The organism is Streptomyces sp. GMY02, assembly GCF_019056675.1.
Lineage (GTDB): Bacteria > Actinomycetota > Actinomycetes > Streptomycetales > Streptomycetaceae > Streptomyces > Streptomyces odonnellii.
This window is the reverse complement of the sequence record NZ_CP077658.1, coordinates 7,200,214-7,217,519: the sequence shown is the minus strand read 5'-3', so window position 1 is coordinate 7,217,519 and position 17,306 is coordinate 7,200,214. Positions and strand designations below refer to the sequence as shown.

At 70.7% G+C, this 17,306-nt stretch carries 15 protein-coding genes, 1 pseudogene and 1 riboswitch; of the genes and pseudogenes, 5 read left to right on the top strand and 11 right to left on the bottom strand.

Translation table 11 applies throughout. From position 1 onward, the window contains the following. The first annotated feature begins 128 nt into the window (after positions 1–128). A complete protein-coding gene (locus KQY30_RS30720) occupies positions 129–950 on the top strand; it encodes a PhzF family phenazine biosynthesis protein (protein ID WP_217309804.1) in 822 nt (273 codons plus the stop codon). 79 nt (positions 951–1,029) lie between these two features. Here the strand turns inward: KQY30_RS30720 and KQY30_RS30715 are convergent, their stop codons facing one another. Then, the gene (locus KQY30_RS30715) at positions 1,030–1,842 is read right to left on the bottom strand and encodes a CPBP family intramembrane glutamic endopeptidase (RefSeq protein WP_217309802.1); all 813 of its coding nucleotides are present in this window, start codon (positions 1,840–1,842) and stop codon (positions 1,030–1,032) included. A gap of 97 nt (positions 1,843–1,939) precedes the next feature. Here KQY30_RS30715 and KQY30_RS30710 point away from each other — a divergent pair, with 97 nt between their 5' ends. Then, positions 1,940–3,709: a substrate-binding domain-containing protein gene (locus KQY30_RS30710; RefSeq protein ID WP_217309800.1), complete on the top strand. Its 1,770-nt coding sequence runs from the start codon at positions 1,940–1,942 to the stop codon at positions 3,707–3,709. 44 nt (positions 3,710–3,753) lie between these two features. On the opposite strand, the gene KQY30_RS30705 is transcribed toward KQY30_RS30710, so the two are convergent. Next, positions 3,754–5,289, bottom strand: coding sequence for a glutamate--cysteine ligase (locus KQY30_RS30705; protein WP_217309799.1), 1,536 nt, complete (start codon positions 5,287–5,289; stop codon positions 3,754–3,756). A gap of 501 nt (positions 5,290–5,790) precedes the next feature. On the opposite strand from KQY30_RS30705, the gene KQY30_RS30700 reads away from it, so the two are divergent. Together KQY30_RS30700 and KQY30_RS30695 are read left to right on the top strand one after the other, a co-directional pair. Next, positions 5,791–6,408, top strand: a complete 618-nt coding sequence (locus KQY30_RS30700) for a hypothetical protein (RefSeq protein ID WP_217309797.1) — start codon at positions 5,791–5,793, stop codon at positions 6,406–6,408. Positions 6,409–6,735: 327 nt separating this feature from the next. Next, positions 6,736–6,942: a DUF5999 family protein gene (locus KQY30_RS30695; RefSeq protein WP_046508513.1), complete on the top strand. Its 207-nt coding sequence runs from the start codon at positions 6,736–6,738 to the stop codon at positions 6,940–6,942. Between the two features lie 149 nt (positions 6,943–7,091). Here the strand turns inward: KQY30_RS30695 and gcvP are convergent. Then, positions 7,092–9,984 (bottom strand): annotated as a pseudogene (gene gcvP / locus KQY30_RS30690) (aminomethyl-transferring glycine dehydrogenase). Between the two features lie 176 nt (positions 9,985–10,160). Continuing rightward, positions 10,161–10,258, bottom strand: a riboswitch (glycine riboswitch). A 111-nt stretch (positions 10,259–10,369) separates the two neighbouring features. Between gcvP and KQY30_RS30685 the strand changes: the two are divergent. Then, positions 10,370–10,774 carry a PRC-barrel domain-containing protein gene (locus KQY30_RS30685; protein WP_217309796.1) on the top strand — a complete coding sequence of 135 codons (405 nt, stop codon included), beginning with the start codon at positions 10,370–10,372 and terminating at the stop codon, positions 10,772–10,774. Here KQY30_RS30685 and KQY30_RS30680 read toward each other — a convergent pair. The 8 genes from KQY30_RS30680 to KQY30_RS30645 form a co-directional block, all read right to left on the bottom strand. After that, positions 10,663–12,144 carry a DNA polymerase IV gene (locus KQY30_RS30680; protein WP_217309794.1) on the bottom strand — a complete coding sequence of 494 codons (1,482 nt, stop codon included), beginning with the start codon at positions 12,142–12,144 and terminating at the stop codon, positions 10,663–10,665. The two genes, KQY30_RS30685 and KQY30_RS30680, sit on opposite strands and share 112 nt — an antisense overlap. A gap of 75 nt (positions 12,145–12,219) precedes the next feature. After that, positions 12,220–12,789, bottom strand: coding sequence for a MerR family transcriptional regulator (locus tag KQY30_RS30675; protein WP_217309792.1), 570 nt, complete (start codon positions 12,787–12,789; stop codon positions 12,220–12,222). 183 nt (positions 12,790–12,972) lie between these two features. Continuing rightward, the gene (locus KQY30_RS30670; protein ID WP_006123076.1) at positions 12,973–13,446 is read right to left on the bottom strand and encodes a bifunctional nuclease family protein; all 474 of its coding nucleotides are present in this window, start codon (positions 13,444–13,446) and stop codon (positions 12,973–12,975) included. 53 nt (positions 13,447–13,499) lie between these two features. Next, a complete protein-coding gene (locus KQY30_RS30665; protein WP_217309790.1) occupies positions 13,500–14,237 on the bottom strand; it encodes a MerR family transcriptional regulator in 738 nt (245 codons plus the stop codon). 16 nt (positions 14,238–14,253) lie between these two features. After that, the gene (locus KQY30_RS30660; protein WP_254407716.1) at positions 14,254–15,075 is read right to left on the bottom strand and encodes an FHA domain-containing protein; all 822 of its coding nucleotides are present in this window, start codon (positions 15,073–15,075) and stop codon (positions 14,254–14,256) included. A 148-nt stretch (positions 15,076–15,223) separates the two neighbouring features. Then, positions 15,224–15,970, bottom strand: coding sequence for a DUF881 domain-containing protein (locus KQY30_RS30655; RefSeq protein ID WP_254407715.1), 747 nt, complete (start codon positions 15,968–15,970; stop codon positions 15,224–15,226). Between the two features lie 56 nt (positions 15,971–16,026). Beyond that, the gene (locus KQY30_RS30650; RefSeq protein WP_023543062.1) at positions 16,027–16,359 is read right to left on the bottom strand and encodes a small basic family protein; all 333 of its coding nucleotides are present in this window, start codon (positions 16,357–16,359) and stop codon (positions 16,027–16,029) included. Then, the gene (locus KQY30_RS30645) at positions 16,356–17,285 is read right to left on the bottom strand and encodes a DUF881 domain-containing protein (protein ID WP_217309786.1); all 930 of its coding nucleotides are present in this window, start codon (positions 17,283–17,285) and stop codon (positions 16,356–16,358) included. The genes KQY30_RS30650 and KQY30_RS30645 overlap by 4 nt, the downstream gene beginning before the upstream one ends. Positions 17,286–17,306 lie beyond the last annotated feature (21 nt).

The window sequence follows — 17,306 nt, the reverse complement described above, 5'->3', positions numbered from 1 at the left end:
CTCTCATCGTTTCATCGTTGATCTGTCGTGATGCTTCAACGATATATCGGGACAGCTCGCTGGGCAAGCAATTCCGCATGCCTCTTCCCGGACGTGGCCGCACGGCCCCCGTCTCCTACGCTCAGTGCATGCGGATTCGAATCGTCGACGCCTTCACCGACCGGCCCTTCGCGGGCAACCCCGCCGGCGTGGTTCTCCTGGACTCCGACGGCTTTCCCGACGACGGCTGGCTCCAGCGGGTGGCGGCCGAGGTGAATCTCTCGGAGACCGCCTTCGCGCACCCCCTGCCGCCCGGCGGGGACGCGGACTGGGCGCTGCGCTGGTTCACCCCGGTCACCGAAGTGGATCTGTGCGGCCATGCCACGCTCGCGACCGCGCATGTGCTGCGCTCCACCGGGCGTACGACAGGTGCCGTACGGTTCGCCGCCCGCCCCGGTGTCCTCGGGGCGGCCGCGGCCGAGGACGGCACCCTCACCCTCGACTTCCCGACCTCGTCACTGACTCCCGTGGAGACCCCGGACGGCATGGTGGAGGCGCTCGGCGCGCGGCCGGTCTCGGTGCACGACACCGCTGCCCATGTCGGGGACCTGCTCGTCGAGCTGGCCGACGAGCGGACCGTACGCGCGCTCGCTCCCGGCTTCGCCGCGCTCGTCGGCCTCTCCAGGCGCGGCATCATCGTCACCGCGGCCGCCGAGGACCCCGGCCAGGGCTATGACTTCGTCTCGCGGTGCTTCTACCCGGGGCCCGGTATCAACGAGGATCCGGTGACCGGCAGCGCCCATACCGCGCTCGCCCCGTTCTGGTCCGCGCGGCTCGGCCGTACGGAACTGACCGGCCTCCAGGCCTCCGCCCGTACCGGACTCGTCCGTACGGCACTGCGCGGCCACCGGACCCTGCTCACCGGCAGCGCGGTCACCGTCATCGACGGCGAACTCCTCAGCTCCCCCTGAATCCAGCGCCCCCTGAATTCGACTCCCTCTGAACCCAGCTCCGCCTGAACCGCAGCGGCTCCCGGCGCTGCCCACGGCGCTACACCGTGGGCAGCCAGCCCACCTTCCCCGCCAGCAGCGCGTACCCCACGAACGCCCCGATGTCGAGCAGCGCGTGCGCCGCCACCAGCGGGCCCACCCGCCCCCACCGCCGGTAGAGCAGCACGAACACCACGCCCATCACCATGTTGCCCAGGAAGCCGCCGACCCCCTGGTACAGGTGGTACGAGCCGCGCAGCACCGAGCTGGCCACCAGCGCCGCCATCGGTGTCCACCCGAGCTGCCCGAGCCGGCGCAGCAGATACCCGACGACGATGACCTCCTCCAGTACGGCGTTCTGCACCGCCGAGAGGATCAGCACCGGGAACTTCCACCACACCTCGGGCAGCGACTCCGGCACCACCGTGAGATTGAAACCGGCCGCCTGCACCGCCAGATAGAAGGCCAGGCCCGTGCTGCCGATCCCCGCCGCCACCAGCGCGCCGCGCCCCAGGTCCGACCAGGGCCGACGGCCGTCGAAGCCGATGGCGCGCAGCCCGCTGCCCTCCCGGATCAGGAGATGCGCGACCAGCGCGACCGGCACCAGGGCGGTTGTGATCCCGAAGAGCTGCCAGGCCAGATCGAGCCAGGGCCGCCCGGGGGCCGCCGACGAGTTGAGCGATGCCGCCTGGTCACTGAGCGCCCCCGGCTTTGTCAGCGAACCGACAAAGCTGATCAGCGCCGACACCCCGCTCGCGCCCAGCGAAAGCGCCAGTACGAGCACCGTCTCGGACCGCAGGATCCGCCGTGAGGCAGCCCCCTCGGGAACCTCCTCGGGGTAAGAACCGGCCACCCGTCCCGCCTCCGACTGCACGCCCGCCTCCAGTTGACTATTCCCGTCCCATGCCGTGCGCGGTGCCGCTAGGGTCTCGAATGCAGGTACGAAGATCGCGTACGACAGGCCGGGGACCATGGGACGTCACAGCTTGCCCCACAAGCCCTCAAGGAGCGCGGGCAGGGCCGGTTCGCCGCGCCGCCGCCGCGTGGCCATCGCCGTCTCGATCGTCCTCGCCGTGACGGCGGGGGCGGGGGTCGCGGTGGGCAGCGGGCTTCTCTCGTTCGGTGGTCCGTGCGACCCCGCTCCGGTACGGGTGGATCTCGTGGCCTCGCCCGACATCGCCCCCGCCCTGCGCTCCGTGGCCGACCGCGCCCGCCGGGACCACGTCACCTCCGACGGCCGCTGTCTCGACGTACGGGTCGAGGCCCGCGAGAACGACAAGGTCGCGGACATGCTCGCCGCCGGCACCAGCACCCCCGACTTCCAGATCTGGGTGCCCGACTCCGGAGTCTGGGTCGACCGCGCCGAGGGGGCGGGGCGCGACGGCGTCCCGCTGACCCCGGCGGGCAATGTGGCCCTCTCGCCCGTGACGCTGGCCACGGTGCCGGAGTCCGCCCGGGCCCTGGGCTGGCCCGCGAAGACCTACACCTGGGCCGGGCTTGCCGCCCTGGCGACCGGCAAGGACCGCCTGCTCCTGGGCGCGGCCGATCCCGCCCGCAGCGCCACCGGTCTGCTCGCGCTGAGCAGCATCTCGGAGTCCTCGCGGCGGGAGGCGCCGAAGGACACCACACTGACCGCCGCCACCGCCGAACTGCTCACCCGCCGTGTCTCCGGCTCCGACACCCAGGCGCTCGGGACGCTGGCGGCGGACGGCGCGGGCGCGGACGGAGCCAACGAGGCGGTGCTGCTCTCCGAGCAGGCCGCGTACGCGCACAACGCGGCCGGCACCGGCTCGGCCAATCTCAGCCTCTTCTACCCGACGGACGGCGCGCCCGCGCTCGACTACCCGTACAACCTCGTCAACGTCACCCGCCTCACCACCGACCAGAGCCGCGCCGCCATGCGCTTCATGCTGCTGCTCGGTGAGAAGCCCGCGTACCGCACCCTGGAGCAGCACGGCTTCCGGGTGGCGGACCTGCCGGTGGCGCCCGCGCTGGTCAGCATGGCGGGCGGGCGCTCCCCGCAGCCGTACGAGGAGCGCGACGCGGACTCTCCGTCGTCCGAGGCGGTGCAGCAGGCCCTCGGGCTGTGGACGGTGACGGTGCAGAGTGCCCGGCTGACCACGGTCGTGGACGCCTCGGCCTCGATGACCGCGCCCGTGCCGGGACGGAACGGGCAGAGCAGGATGGACATCACCAAGGCCTCACTTCTCCGGGCGCTCAACACCTTCACGCCCGAGGACGAGATCGGGCTGTGGGAGTTCAGCACCCGGCTCGACGGCGCCAAGGACTACCGCAAGCTCCAGGAGACGGTCCGGCTCGGCGACCCGGTGAAGGGCGGTGGCACGCACCGCGAGCGGCTGTCCGGCGCCATCACCGCACTCAAGCCCATCCCCGACGGCGACACCGGGCTGTACGACACGGCGCTGGCCGCCTACCGGGAAGCCCAAGCCGGTTACGTACGCGGCAAGTTCAACGCGGTCATTCTGCTCACGGACGGCTCGAACCAGGACGACGACGGCATTTCCCGCGCCGAACTCATCAAACGGCTCAAGGAACTGGTGGATCCCGCACGCCCGGTGTCCCTGGTCGCGATCGCCGTGGGGCCGGACGCGGACCGGCGCGAGGTCGACCAGATCGCCGAGGCGACCGAGGGGGCGGGGTACGAGGTGAGCGACCCCGCCGACATCCAGGCCGTGATCCTTCGGGCGATCATGGCGGTCGGCCACACGCACGAATCGTAAGCCGGACCCGGCCCGGGCGCCCGCCCGTTCCCTCGTCCGCCCCTTCAGCTCACGGTCCCGCTCTCATCCCGCAAGGACAGCGTGGGCAGGCCCAGCGGCCAGGTGTGCACCGGGTCCCCCCGGTGCATCAGCTCGGCGTACCGCCGCGTGGTGGCCGCCAGCGCGGCATCCCGCTCCAGACCGGCCTCCAGTGCCCGGTGGAAGGTGTCCACCTGCCAGGACGCCCCGTTCATCCGCCGCTGGCACCGTCCCTCGATCACACCGAGATAGAAGTCCCGGTCGGCCGGCTCGACCTGCCACGCGTCGAGCCCCGCCGCGGCGAGCGGCAGCAGTTCGTCCCGTACGAGCTTGACCACCGGCACCGTGGTGACTCCGGCGGCCCGCCCCGGGCGCGGCCAGCGCAGTTCGGCATCGATGCCATGGCGGCAGGCGGCCTCGAAGTTCGCCGCGGCCTCGGCGAAGGGCAGCCGGCTCCACACCGGCCTGGCGTCCTCGGCCAGCGCGCGCACCAGCCCGTAGTAGAAGGCGGCGTTGGCGATCACATCGGTGACGGTGGGGCCCGCGGGCAGCACCCGATTCTCCACTCGCAGATGCGGTACGCCGCCGGCCACTTCGTACACCGGGCGGTTCCAGCGGTAGACCGTGCCGTTGTGCAGCGCCAGTTCCTGGAGTTCCGGCACGCCTCCCTCGTCGAGCACCCGCAGCGGGTCCTCGTCGTCACAGATCGGCAGCAGGGGCGGGAAATAGCGCAGATTCTCGTCGAACAGGTCGTACGCGGACTCGATCCAGCGCTCGCCGAACCAGGTCCTGGGGCGTACTCCCTGGGCCTTCAGCTCCGGCGGCCTGGTGTCGGTGGCCTGTTCGAACAGCGGCGGTCTGGACTCCCGCCACAGCTCTCTGCCGAACAGGAACGGCGCGTTGGCACCAAGTGCCACCTGCACCGACGCCATCGCCTGGGCCGCGTTCCACACATCCGCGAACCGGTCGGGCGTGACCTGGAGATGCAACTGTACGGAGGTGCAGGCGGCTTCGGGGGTGATGGACGCCGAGGTGCAGGTGAGCCGCTCGACCCCCTCGATGTCCAGGGTGAAGTCCTCGCCCCTGGCCGCTGCCATCTGATCGTTGAGCAGGGTGTATCGGTGGACGTCCGAGAGATTGTCGGGGACCACGTCATGCCGTCCGAGAGTCGGCAGAATACCGATCATCATGATTCCCGCGTCGACCTCGCACGCTTTCCTGTGGGCATATCCGAGACCCGCGCGCAGTTCCTCGGCAAGCTGGTCGAGAACGCGTCCGCCCAGCCGATGCGGAGCCACGTTCACTTCCAGGTTGAACATTCCGAGTTCGGTCTGGAAATCACCGCTCGCGATACGCCTGAGCACCTCCGCATTCATCATGCGGGGCATCCCGTCGGAGCCGACGAGATTCAGCTCGATCTCCAGACCCATCAGATTCTTGGGCCGGTCGAACCTCTCCTCGGCCAGGAGCCGCCCCAGCACCGCCAGGCACTGTTGCAGCTTCCTGCGGTATTTCCGCCGGTCGGACAGCTCGGACCCGTCCGCCTCGACCTTCTCCCCCATCGAAGTGTCCCTCCTCGAGTGGGCAGCCCGCAGCGTCGGCCGCTCGTGTCACGATCGATAATGCCCACACTGGGTGATCCGTAACGTCCCCGTGGTCGCCCGGTCGGGGGTAGAGTGTCCACAACGGTCGTACGGCACATTCCTTTGGCATGGCGGCGGGTTCCGTTTCCGCCGTCCGATGACCCCTGGGAAACAACGGCGAGTTTCAGCCGACCCGTCCGGACGGACAAGCCCAGGCCAGACGCCTGCCTTCACCGTTTATCAACAGAAAGTCCGCAGAAGACGGACCGGAATATGCCTTGCGGGCAATATCCGCGAGAGCTAGCAGAAACATGCCGTGAACACGCGTCGTATAAACTGCGCCCACGAGGCAGAGAGTCGGCGTCCGGTCGTTCCACGACCCTGGGCCGGCCTCTGACCCGATGCTGACAGTGACGTCGGCACTCGCCCGCGCTCCACCTCACGCATCACCCTGTCTCCAGAAGTGAGAGGCAACCCACCATGCCGCTGCATGTTCCCCCGGCTCCCGCGCCCGCGCTGCGCAGCGTTCTCGCGGCACTCGGTTCCCCTACCGCCGTGCGCGATGCCCGCACCCCCGCTCTGCAGTCCGTCCAGGGACCGCTGAGCCCCGAACTGCCGCTTCCCGTCCACGTTCTCAGCGTTCTCAGTCCTGTCACCCCGGCAAGCCTGACCGGTACCGCCGAGGCACGCACACCACAGACCAGGCTGGTCGGCTGGCGGTTCCTGATCCACAGCGGCGACCGTGCCGTGGCCGCCGCCGACACCATGCTCACCGCGGACGGCTGGGCCTTCTCGCGCTTCTTCGAAGGCCCGTACATCACCGCCACGGAGCGTGCGCTCCGCCAGGCGGAGACCCTGGGTACCGACTTCCAGCCGCGGCTGCTGTCGGTCCCCGAGCTGTACATGCTCACGCTCTGGCTGCACGGGGACACGGAGGCCGACGCCTCCACGGGGGCGCCCGAGCCCGCCGACATCCTGGTGCCGCTCGCACCCGCGCCACCGGGCTTCGCGGCCCACCGTCCGCACCGGGTGGCCGAGTTGCTGCCCAGGATCGGACTGCGGCTCGCTCCCGCTCCGCTGCTGAGCACGACGGCCTGAAGCGCCTCCGGCGGTTCGGGCCTTTCACTGTCGCGCCTTCTTCCGTACCCCTTCCGTGCCCCGCGGTCACTCAGGCCGCGGGGCACCCTTTTGCCCATGCGGAGTAGTCCTCTCAGGTCACCCTGAACCACCCGGAAGGACAGTCCAGTTGAACTGAACCGTCCGGGCGGGTGACACGTCCTTAAGCAAAAGGAAGCGCTGCCGCGAAATCCCTGCGGATTACCATCCGTAGGGCAACACTAGGACTGGACCAAACAGATACGGGGGGCGGCCTTGACCACATCGAGCCGCAGGACTCTCACCACGACACAGCGAAAGAACTCGCCCATGTGCCAGCATCAACCAGCCTGCCCGACAGCCGACTCCGCCGCCCGCGACGCCGCACGACTGATGGCACACCACCCGGAGCAGGGCTGGAGTCTGCTGTGCAATGGCGTCCTGCTCTTCGAGGACACCGGTGAACTGCTGCCGGACGGAAAGATCATCGACCCGCACCGCCCGCTGGGCACCGACCAGGTGGTGACGGCGGCCTGATGCCGTCGGCGGTCCCGGGGGGCCGCCGGAACTGACTGGGGCCGGCCCGGAGAGCTTCCTCCGCACCGGCCCCGACGCGCGCCGTGCCCCCTGCCGCCAGGCAGTGGCCCTACGAACCTTAGAACCTTACGAGTCCGGTCCCGTGTCCGTCAGTGGTCGTACGAGTCCAACGGCGGGCAGGAGCAGACCAGATTGCGGTCGCCGTACGCACCGTCGATACGGCGGACCGGCGGCCAGTACTTGTCCGCGGCCGACACCCCGGCCGGGAAGACCGCCTCGGCGCGGCTGTACGGGTGCGCCCACTCGCCGCCCAGCGTGGCCGCCGTGTGCGGAGCGTTGCGCAGCGGATTGTCGTCCGCGGGCCACTCGCCCGACGCGACCCGCTCGATCTCCTGACGAATGGCGATCATCGCCTCGCAGAAGCGGTCGATCTCGTTCAGGTCCTCGCTCTCGGTGGGCTCGATCATCAGCGTGCCGGCCACCGGGAACGACATCGTCGGCGCGTGGAAGCCGTAGTCGATCAGACGCTTGGCGATGTCGTCGACGCTCACCCCGGTGGCCTTGGACAGCGGCCGCAGATCCACGATGCACTCGTGCGCCACCAGCCCGTTGGGCCCCGTGTAGAGCACCGGGTAGTGCGGCTCAAGGCGCTTGGCGATGTAGTTGGCGGCGAGCACGGCGACCTGGGTCGCGCGCTTCAGCCCTTCGCCGCCCATCAGCCGTACGTACGCCCAGGAGATCGGCAGAATGCCGGCCGAGCCCCACGGCGCCGCCGAGATCGGCCCGACGCCCGTCGCGGGTCCCGCCGCGGGCTGGAGCGGGTGGTTGGGCAGATACGGGGCGAGGTGCGCCCGTACCCCGACGGGACCGACACCCGGGCCGCCGCCGCCGTGCGGGATGCAGAAGGTCTTGTGCAGATTGAGATGGGACACGTCCGAGCCGAACCGGCCCGGCTTGGCCAGCCCCACCAGCGCGTTGAGGTTCGCGCCGTCGACGTACACCTGGCCGCCCGCGTCGTGCACGGCCGCGCAGATGTCGCCGATGTGCTCCTCGAACACCCCGTGCGTGGACGGGTAGGTGACCATCAGGACGGCCAGTTCGGAGCCGTACTGCGCGATCTTGGCGTGCAGGTCCTCGACGTCGACGTCGCCGTCCTCACGGGTCTTGACGACAACGACCTTCATCCCGGCCATCACCGCGCTCGCCGCGTTCGTGCCGTGCGCGGAGGACGGGATCAGACAGACGGTACGGTCCGTGTCGCCGTTGGCCCGGTGGTACGCCCGTACGGCCAGCAGCCCGGCCAGCTCGCCCTGCGAACCGGCGTTGGGCTGGAGGGACACCGCGTCATAGCCGGTGACCTCGGCGAGCCGCTCCTCCAGCTCCCGGATCAGGTTGAGATAGCCCTGCGCCTGCTCGGCCGGCGCGAAGGGGTGCAGCGCCCCGAACTCGGGCCAGGTGACCGGCTCCATCTCGGTGGTCGCGTTGAGCTTCATGGTGCAGGAGCCGAGCGGGATCATGCCGCGGTCCAGCGCGTAGTCACGGTCGGCGAGCCGGCGCAGATAGCGCAGCATCGCCGTCTCCGAGCGGTGCTGGTGGAAGACCGGGTGCGTCAGATAGTCGTCGGTGCGCAGCAGCGCCGCGGGCAGGGCGCCGGAGTCGCGGGCGGCCTCGTCCAGTGCGTCGAGATCGCCCGTGACACCGAAGGCGGTCCATACGGCGGTCACCTGGGCGCGGCCGGTGGTCTCGTCACAGGCGACGGAGACGGTGTCCGCGTCGACGAGGCGCAGGTTGACGCCGTCCTCACGGGCGGCGGCGACCACCTCGGCGGCACGCCCCGGCACCCGGACGGTCAGGGTGTCGAAGTACGCGCCGTGCACGGGCTCCACCCCGCCCGCACGCAGCCCGGCGGCCAGGATCGCCGCGTACCGGTGGGTGCGCAGGGCGATCCCGCGCAGCCCGTCCGGGCCGTGGTAGACCGCGTACATCCCCGCCATCACGGCGAGCAGCACCTGAGCGGTGCAGATGTTGCTGGTGGCCTTCTCGCGGCGGATGTGCTGCTCGCGGGTCTGGAGCGCCAGCCGGTACGCCTTGTTCCCGTCGGCGTCCACGGAGACCCCGACGAGCCGGCCCGGCAGGCTGCGCGCGAACTTCTCCCGTACGGCCATGAACCCGGCGTGCGGCCCGCCGAAGCCCATCGGCACCCCGAACCGCTGGCTGGTGCCGACCGCGATGTCCGCGCCCAGCTCGCCGGGTGAGGTGAGGAGGGTCAGCGCGAGCAGATCGGCGGCGACCGTGACGATCGCGCCGAGGCCGTGCGCCTGCTCGACGACGGGCCTGATGTCCCGTACGGCACCGGAGGCGCCCGGGTACTGGAGCAGCACCCCGAAGACCCCGCGCTCGGCGATCCCGTCCGGTATGCCGTCGCTCAGATCGGCGACCACCACATCGACACCGGCTCGGCTCCGCGCGGGTCCGGATCACGGCGATGGTCTGCGGCAGCGCGTCGGCGTCCACCAGGAAGACCCCGCCCTTGACCTTGCCGACCCGGCGGGAGAGCGCCATCGCCTCGGCGGCGGCGGTGCCCTCGTCGAGCAGGGAGGCGCCCGAGGTGGGCAGGCCGGTCAGGTCGGCCACGACGGTCTGGAAGTTGAGCAGCGCTTCGAGGCGCCCCTGGGAGATCTCCGGCTGGTACGGCGTGTACGCGGTGTACCAGGCCGGGTTCTCCATGACGTTGCGCAGGATCACCGGCGGGGTGAACGTGCCGTAGTAGCCGAGGCCGATCATCGGCGCCAGCACCTGATTGCGCGAGGCGAGGGACCGCAGCTCGGCCAGGACCTCGGCCTCGGTGCGCGCGCCGGGCAGATCCAGCGCCTCCGTGCTCCTGATCACCTCGGGCACCGCGGCGGCGGTCAGCTCGTCGAGCGAGCCGTAGCCGACCTGCGCCAGCATCTTCGCCTGCGCCCCCGTGTCGGGCCCGATGTGGCGCTGTTCGAAGGGGGTGCCGCGCTCCAACTGGGCGAGGGGTATGCGGTGGGCGGTCATTGGGAGGCCTCCTGGTCTGACACGACCTGCGAGGGGCACCACGGCACGGGTGCCCGGACGGCCTCCCCCTCTGTCATCTCGACCTGAGAGCTTCACCGGTCCGTCTCAGACGGGCCGGCTTTCACCGTCGGTGAGAGCGGATGCCGTCCGACGCCCGCCCTGCTTTCCAGAGTGACCTCGTCCGTGCGGTACGGGGGCCTGAGAGATTCCGGGGAGGATTTGCTCCTTCGGCGCCTCCGGACTTCTCACCGGAGGACTCTCCCGCACGGGGTCAGCAGCCGCTGCCAGCGTACCAGCGAGGACTTGAGCGTGACGTTCGAGTGGCCGACACCCCGGATCTGCATTTTTGTAGTGATACGAGCATGTGCGACCCGTTGGAGGGACCGTGGAGACTGATATCGATCCGCGCAGCCTGATAGGCCGCAAGGCGTTCGACCGCAACGGCCACCGGCTCGGCACGGTGGACGAGGTGTATCTCGACGACGCCACCGGAATCCCGGAGTGGGCCGCGGTCCGCACCGGGCTGTTCAGCCGTGATGCCTTTGTCCCGCTCGCCCCCAGCACTCTGGTGGATGACGCGCTCCAGGTCCCCTTCGAGCGCGCGCTGATCAAGGACGCCCCCGATTTCGGCGTCGGCCGCCATCTCTCGCCGGAGCAGGAGCTCCAGCTCTACCACCACTACGGCATCGCCCTCCCCGATCCGGAGCCCGAGCCGCCGGAAGGGTCCGCCTCCCTGTCCGACCGGGACTCCGAACGGGACTTCGGCCGGGTCGCGGGCCAGGACGACTGACCGGGGTCGGTCTCCGCCGGGGGCACCAGGGGCAGCGGCTCGGAGAGCGTCAGATCGGGGTCGTCGACCCAGAAGGTCCGCACCCGCCCCGGCGCGGACCCGGGCTCCTCGAACCGTACGGTCACCCGCCGCAGCCCGCTGCCCTGCACCCAGCCCGCCCCGTACTCGGTGTGCCGGACATCGTGGCCGGCCGGGAAGCGCCGCTCGGCGGGCGCCTCCGGCTCCTGGGGGCTCCCGGCGGGCCGCGCCGGTGCGGCCTCGGGCTCGGGTGCGGCGGGTGCCGGTACGGGGCGTTCGGCCGCGGCCTGCGCGAACAGGTCCTCCTGCGTGAAGTCCGCGAGCCCCGTCACCCCTACCCCCAGCAGCCGCACCCCGCCCGTCGTGTCCACCGACTCCAGCAGCCGCCCCGCCGCCTCCCGCACCACTCCCGGATCGTCCGTGGGCCCGCGCAGCGTCTCCGACCGGGTGAGCGTCGAGAAGTCGTACCGCCGCACCTTCAGCACCACAGTCCGCCCGGAGTGCCCGCCCGCCCGCAGCCGCTCCACGCACCGGTCCGCGAGCCGGTCCACCTCCGTCCGCACCCGTACCCGATCGTGCAGATCGACATCGAAGGTGTCCTCGACCGACACGGACTTGGTCTCCCGCTCCGACACCACGGGCCGGTCGTCGTGCCCCAGCGCCATCCGGTACAGCGAGGCGCCGTGCGCCTTTCCCAGCAGCCGTACGAGCTCGTCCTCGCCCGCCTCGGCCAGCTCGGCGACCGTGGTCATCCCGGCCCGGCGCAGATGCTCCCCGGTCGCGGGCCCGACGCCGGGCAGCGTCCGCACCGGCATCGGCCCCAGCAGCTCCCGCTCCGTGCCGGGCTCGATCACGACCAGCCCGTCGGGCTTGGCCTGCTCCGAGCCGATCTTCGCGAGCATCTTGGAACCGGCGAGCCCCACCGAGCCGGTCAGCCCGGTGACCGCCCTGATGTCCGCCCGCAGCCGCTCACCGGCCGCCCGCGCCGACGCCGTGTCATGGGCCGAGCCGCCCGCCTCCAGGTCCACGAAGGCCTCGTCCAGGCTCAGCGGCTCCACCAGCGGGGAGAGCCCCGCGAGCAGCTCCATGACCTGCTCGCTCACCGCGCGGTAGAGCGAGAAGCGCGGCACCAGATACGCCGCGTTCGGCGCCAGCCGTCTCGCCTGGGCCATCGGCATCGCGGAGTGCACCCCGAAGCGCCGCGCCTCGTACGACGCCGTCGACACCACCCCGCGCGGCCCCAGACCGCCCACCACCACCGGTTTTCCGCGCAGACTCGGCTTCGCCGCCTGCTCGGCGGCGGCGAAGAAGGCATCCATGTCCAGATGCAGGATCGTCGGCGCGGATCTCACAGGCCCGATGCTGCCTCACACCACTGACAATCGGCACCGGCAACGGCACCGGCAACCGGGCCAGGTCCGCGGCGGTCAGACCGCCCGGTCCCGGCGCCGCCGCGCCAGTTCGTCGGCGGGGTTGTGCCCGATCAGGGTCTCGCCGGTGTCGATCCGCTCCCCGTGGAGCTGCGACAGGGCCGCCTCGACATCCCGCCACACCACCCCCACGGCGATCCCGAAGACGCCCTGCCCGCCCTGGAGCAGGGTCACGACCTCGTCGGGCGAGGTGCACTCATGGACGGTCGCGCCGTCGCTCATGAGTGTCATGCGCTCCAGATCGCGGAAGCCGCGGGCCCGCAGATGCTGGACCGCCGCCCTGATGTTCTGCAGCGCGACCCCGGTGTCCAGGAACCGCTTCACGATCTTGAGCACGACCACATCGCGGAAGCTGTACAGCCGCTGTGTGCCCGAGCCGTACGCCGGCCGCACACTCGGCTCGACCAGTCCCGTCCGGGCCCAGTAGTCCAACTGGCGGTACGTGATCCCGGCCGCCGCGCACGCGGTCGGACCGCGGTATCCGACCGTCTCCGCCCCGGGGTCGGCCGCACTGCCGTGAGGCGGATACGGACCGCCCGCCGCCGTACTGTCGCCGCTGCTTCTCACGCCGACCCCTCCGTCCTAGACCTGCCTTGTCGAAGGTAGGCAGTCACCCGGGGTGCGTCAACGATCGCCACACTCGCCACGCCGAGTGATAATCACCCTGAGAGTGGTTTGCCGTGCCCCTTTCCGGGGAAAGCATGGCCGAATGCGCTGACGGAGCCCGGATCGGCTCTCACCGGCGGCCGCTCACTGGCTGTTGGTCCCGAAGTCCTCCGGCGAGATCTGGTCGAGGAACTCGCGGAACTTCTCCACCTCGTCCTCCTGCTCGTCCGGGATCGCGATACCCGCGTCGTCCAGCACCCCGTCACTGCCGTAGATCGGCGTACCCGTGCGCAGCGCCAGCGCTATGGCGTCGGACGGGCGGGCGCTCACCTCCACGCCACTGGCGAAGACCAGCTCCGCGTAGAAGACCCCTTCGCGCAGGTCCGTGATCCGGACCTCGGTCAGCTCCTGGCCCACGGCCTCAAGGACATCCTTGAAGAGATCATGGGTCAGCGGCCTCGCCGGAGCCATGCCCTGCTGGGCGAAGGCAATGGCGGTCGCCTCCCCCGGTCCGATCCAAATGGGGAGGTACCGGTCGCCTCCCACTTCACGCAGGAGCACGATCGGTTGGTTGGAGGGCATTTCCACCCGGACACCCACAACGTCGAGCTCGTTCACACAGCAACCCTAGGACGTGCCCGGCAGGTTTGGGTAGTCGGGCTCCCCCGCGATCAGTGCTGCCGGACCCCGAGAGCCGTCCGTACCAGCGCCGCGTGCAGCCGTACGGACAGCGCCGCCAGCTCCTTCGTGGTGGCCTCGGCATGGGCCCTGGTCTGCGGATTACGGTGTCTGCGCAGTGGCGCCACCACCTGTTCGACCAGTCCCGCCTCGCGCTCGGCGGCGGCTTTCATGGCGCGGAGATGCCGTGGCTCCAGACCGAATCTCCCCAGATCCGAGACAAGTCTCGCGACCGTGACGGACTCCGCGTCGTACCCGCCGTCCGGCATCGGAGTGATGAGGCCGTACGCCTCCCACTCGTCGAGCCTGCTCTCGCCGACCTCGGCGGCGGCCAGCAACTCGTCGCGCCCGATCGTGGCGGCGGTGGCGCCCTCGGGCTCCGGCTCGCCCGCGCCGACCGGCCGGGACCCGCGTTTCAGGGCCGGCAGCTCCGGCTGCTCGCCGCGGCCACGGGCGTCGAGATACTCCCGGATGGCCTTCAGCGGCAGGTAGTGGTCCCGCTGCAACCGCAGGACGTCGGCGAGCCGCTCGACGTCCTCGGGACTGAATTTCCGGTAACCGGAGGGGGTTCTGTGCGGCTCCACCAGCCCCTCCGACTCCAGGAAACGGATCTTGGAGACGGAGACCCCCGGAAACTCCTCCCGGAGGCGGCCGAGCACCGCGCCGATGCTCATCAGCTCGCCCGTGGGGGCGGTGCCGTCGCCGGCACCGCCCGTCGGTGGTCGCAGCATGGACCTTCCCTGAGGGTCACACGCCCCGCTGGCTCGCGTAGAAGACCAGCCGGTACTTACCGATCTGGACCTCGTCGCCGTTCGCCAGCAGGACCGAATCGATCCGCTCACGATTGACGTACGTACCGTTCAGGCTGCCGACGTCCGAGACGGTGAAGTGCCCGTCCGCGCCCCGGCGGAACTCCACATGGCGGCGCGACACGGTCACGTCGTCAAGGAAGATGTCGCTCTGCGGATGCCGGCCGGCCGTGGTCAGCTCGCTGTCCAGCAGGAAGCGGCTGCCCGAATTCGGACCCCGGCGCACCACCAGCAGCGCCGAGCCCGGCGGCAGCGCGTCGACGGCGGCCTGAGCCTCCGGCGTGAGCGAGGGAAGCGCCGTCTGGCCGGTCACTTCGGAGTCGTACGCCTCAAGACCCGAGATGGAGATCGTCGAGGTGGTCTCCGAGGCGCGCTCGGCGGGCGCCCCGCCCCGCAGCGGCGCACCGCAGTTGGAGCAGAACCGGCTCGATTCCGCGTTCCGGTGTCCGCACCTCGTACAGACCGGCAAGCCCGCCATAGTGGGATCCTCCTGCCGCGACTGCCCCGCCGGGGCAGATGATTGCCCGAAACCTATGCGGCCGGGACCTGCAGGGTCAACAGACGACGCGCCGGGGGCGTCGCCGCCCACCTGGTCGCGGAAGAGCGGGCGCTCGCCGCTCTGCTCCTCGCCCTGACCGTGCCGCGACGCACGGTGGCGGGCCGAACCGCCGCCTTCCTCGCGGGCGCTCTTGCCGAACAACTTCCCAAACAACTTCACGGGCGATTCCCCTTGACCGAAACAGACCCGCCCGTGGGGCAGGACGAACCCTGAATGAACACACCTGCCGACCCGGACATCTTGACAACGTCCGTATCCACCGGACAGTTTCCACCACACACCACGCTGATCGTGCGCCGACCCCCCGCAAGCTCATGCCCGCGTCGGACGGCCGCCATGCCCCGCCGGCTCACCCCGACGACGACCGAGCGTAGTCAGGCCGCTCCGCCGGTCGCAAGGCATCCACAACGATCTTCTCAGCCCGTGTCACCGTGGCCGTGGCCTGCTCCTTCTCCAGCGTCTGGACCACGCCGCCGGGAATGTTGAGAGCGGGCTCCAGATCCTGCGGCCGGCCGATGACCTTGAACTCGTACGGCGCCGTCACCGGCCGCCCGTCCACCTCGACGTCGCCGCCCGCACCCGAGAAATAGGTGTCCGCGACCACCCGCACCCCGTCCACCTGGATGGCCTCGGCGCCTGCCGCCCGCAGCTCCTGGATCGTGTCGAGCAGCATGTCCGGCTCGACCGCGCTGTTCGGGTCGCTGATCGTCAGGCTGATACCGGGCCCCTGGGCGGCGACCGTACCGGCCAGGACTCCGAGTTGCTGGGCCTTCTCCAGCGTCTGTCTACGGGCCTCCTCGGCCTGGTCCGAGCTGTTCTCCAGCTCGGTGCGCTGGTCGTCGAGCCGCTGCTTCTCGTCCTCCAGCCGCTGGGTGCGGTCGTCCAGTTCGTCGAGGATGCGGACGAGGTCCTCCTGGCGGGCGCCGCGCAGGGCGCTGTCGTCGTTGTTGGACGTGACCTGGATGGCGAGCCCGAGTCCGAGCACGAACAGCAGGCCCGCGACGGTGAGTTGGGCCCGGGTGACCCGGGGCGGCCACAGACCCGCCGCCAATCGCTGGCGGCCGGTGAGCTGTTCGGGTCCCGGCGCCGGCGGCATGTCCGTACCGGCCGTACCGTTCGCGTCCTCGGGTGTCTCCACGCTGCTCATCGGCGTCACGCCCGGAAGACATGCCGGCGGATCGCGGCAGCGTTGGAGAAGATCCGGATACCGAACACGACGACCACCCCCGTGGACAACTGCGCGCCCACGCCCAGCTTGTCGCCGAGGAACACGATCAGTGCCGCCACCACCACGTTCGACAGGAAGGAGACCACGAACACCTTGTCGACGAAGATCCCGTCGAGCATGGCCCGCAGGCCGCCGAAGACCGCGTCGAGGGCCGCGACGACGGCGATCGGCAGATAGGGCTCGACCACCGCCGGCACCTCGGGCCGGACCAACAGTCCGACCACGACTCCCACGACGAGGCCCAGTACGGCGATCACGATGTGCCCTTCCCGGTGTCTGCCGTGCCCTGCCCGTCGCCCTTCCCGGCGTCGGCGGCCCCCGGCTCTGCTGTACGTACGATCAGGCTCGGCGCGGCAGGCAGACGCACCTCTTCCTGATCGGAAATGCTGGTGCGGATGTCGAAGTTCTGCTGCAACGACTGCAGATACCGGCCATCGGCACTGTCCTGGAACGCGGCGCTCAGCTTCTTGCCGTTCCCCACCGCGAGCACCGTGTACGGCGGCACCAGTGGCCTGTTGTCGACCAGCACGGCATCGCCCGCGGCCCGGATCGCGGACAGCGATGTCAGGCGCTGCCCGTTGATGGCGATCGCTTCCGCGCCCGACTCCCACAGGCCGTTGACGACTCGCTGCATGTCACGGTCGCGTACCCGGCCGGTGTCGGAGAAGCCGCCGCTGCCGCGCGGCCCGCCGCCGTCCGACCCCGATTCCCTGGCGTCGTCGACCACGAGCTTCACACCGGGTCCGCGCACCGGAGTGGCGCCCGCCAGCAGGGCGATCCGCTCGCCGGTGTCGCCGCCGTGCGCGCGCAGGGCGGCACGCTGGCGCGCCCCCACCTCGTCGCGCAGCTTCTCGACCGACTTCTCCAGCTCGTCGGCCGTGGAGGTCTCCGCGTTGATGCGGTCGATCAGCTCATCGCGTTCCTTGGCCACGACCGGCGCCGAGATCCGCGCCTGCGCGGCGCCCACCGTGACCACCAGAGCGGCCAGCACCAGACCGGCCGCGAGCCACAGCTTCGCGCGGAGCGTGCTGGGCAGACCGCCCTCCTCGGCGTCCCTGCGGGCCGCCGCCTCCGCGTACCCCTCGTCGAGGCTGTGATCCATCACATTGTTCAGCAGCGACATCGACGCATCGGGGCGGACGGGCGGAGCAGAGGTGCTCCGAATGGGGGGCTGCTGCGGCATGCCGCACATCGTCGCACGTCG

Excerpts from the sequence above, each read along its gene's own strand:
- KQY30_RS30695 (WP_046508513.1), top strand. The coding sequence starts at position 6,736 with ATGTGCCAGCATCAACCAGCCTGCCCGACAGCCGACTCCGCCGCCCGC.
- KQY30_RS30700 (WP_217309797.1), top strand. The coding sequence starts at position 5,791 with ATGCCGCTGCATGTTCCCCCGGCTCCCGCGCCCGCGCTGCGCAGCGTT.
- KQY30_RS30710 (WP_217309800.1), top strand. The coding sequence starts at position 1,940 with ATGGGACGTCACAGCTTGCCCCACAAGCCCTCAAGGAGCGCGGGCAGG.
- KQY30_RS30720 (WP_217309804.1), top strand. The coding sequence starts at position 129 with ATGCGGATTCGAATCGTCGACGCCTTCACCGACCGGCCCTTCGCGGGC.
- KQY30_RS30665 (WP_217309790.1), bottom strand. The coding sequence starts at position 14,237 with ATGCTGCGACCACCGACGGGCGGTGCCGGCGACGGCACCGCCCCCACG.
- KQY30_RS30705 (WP_217309799.1), bottom strand. The coding sequence starts at position 5,289 with ATGGGGGAGAAGGTCGAGGCGGACGGGTCCGAGCTGTCCGACCGGCGG.
- KQY30_RS30645 (WP_217309786.1), bottom strand. The coding sequence starts at position 17,285 with ATGCCGCAGCAGCCCCCCATTCGGAGCACCTCTGCTCCGCCCGTCCGC.
- KQY30_RS30655 (WP_254407715.1), bottom strand. The coding sequence starts at position 15,970 with ATGCCGCCGGCGCCGGGACCCGAACAGCTCACCGGCCGCCAGCGATTG.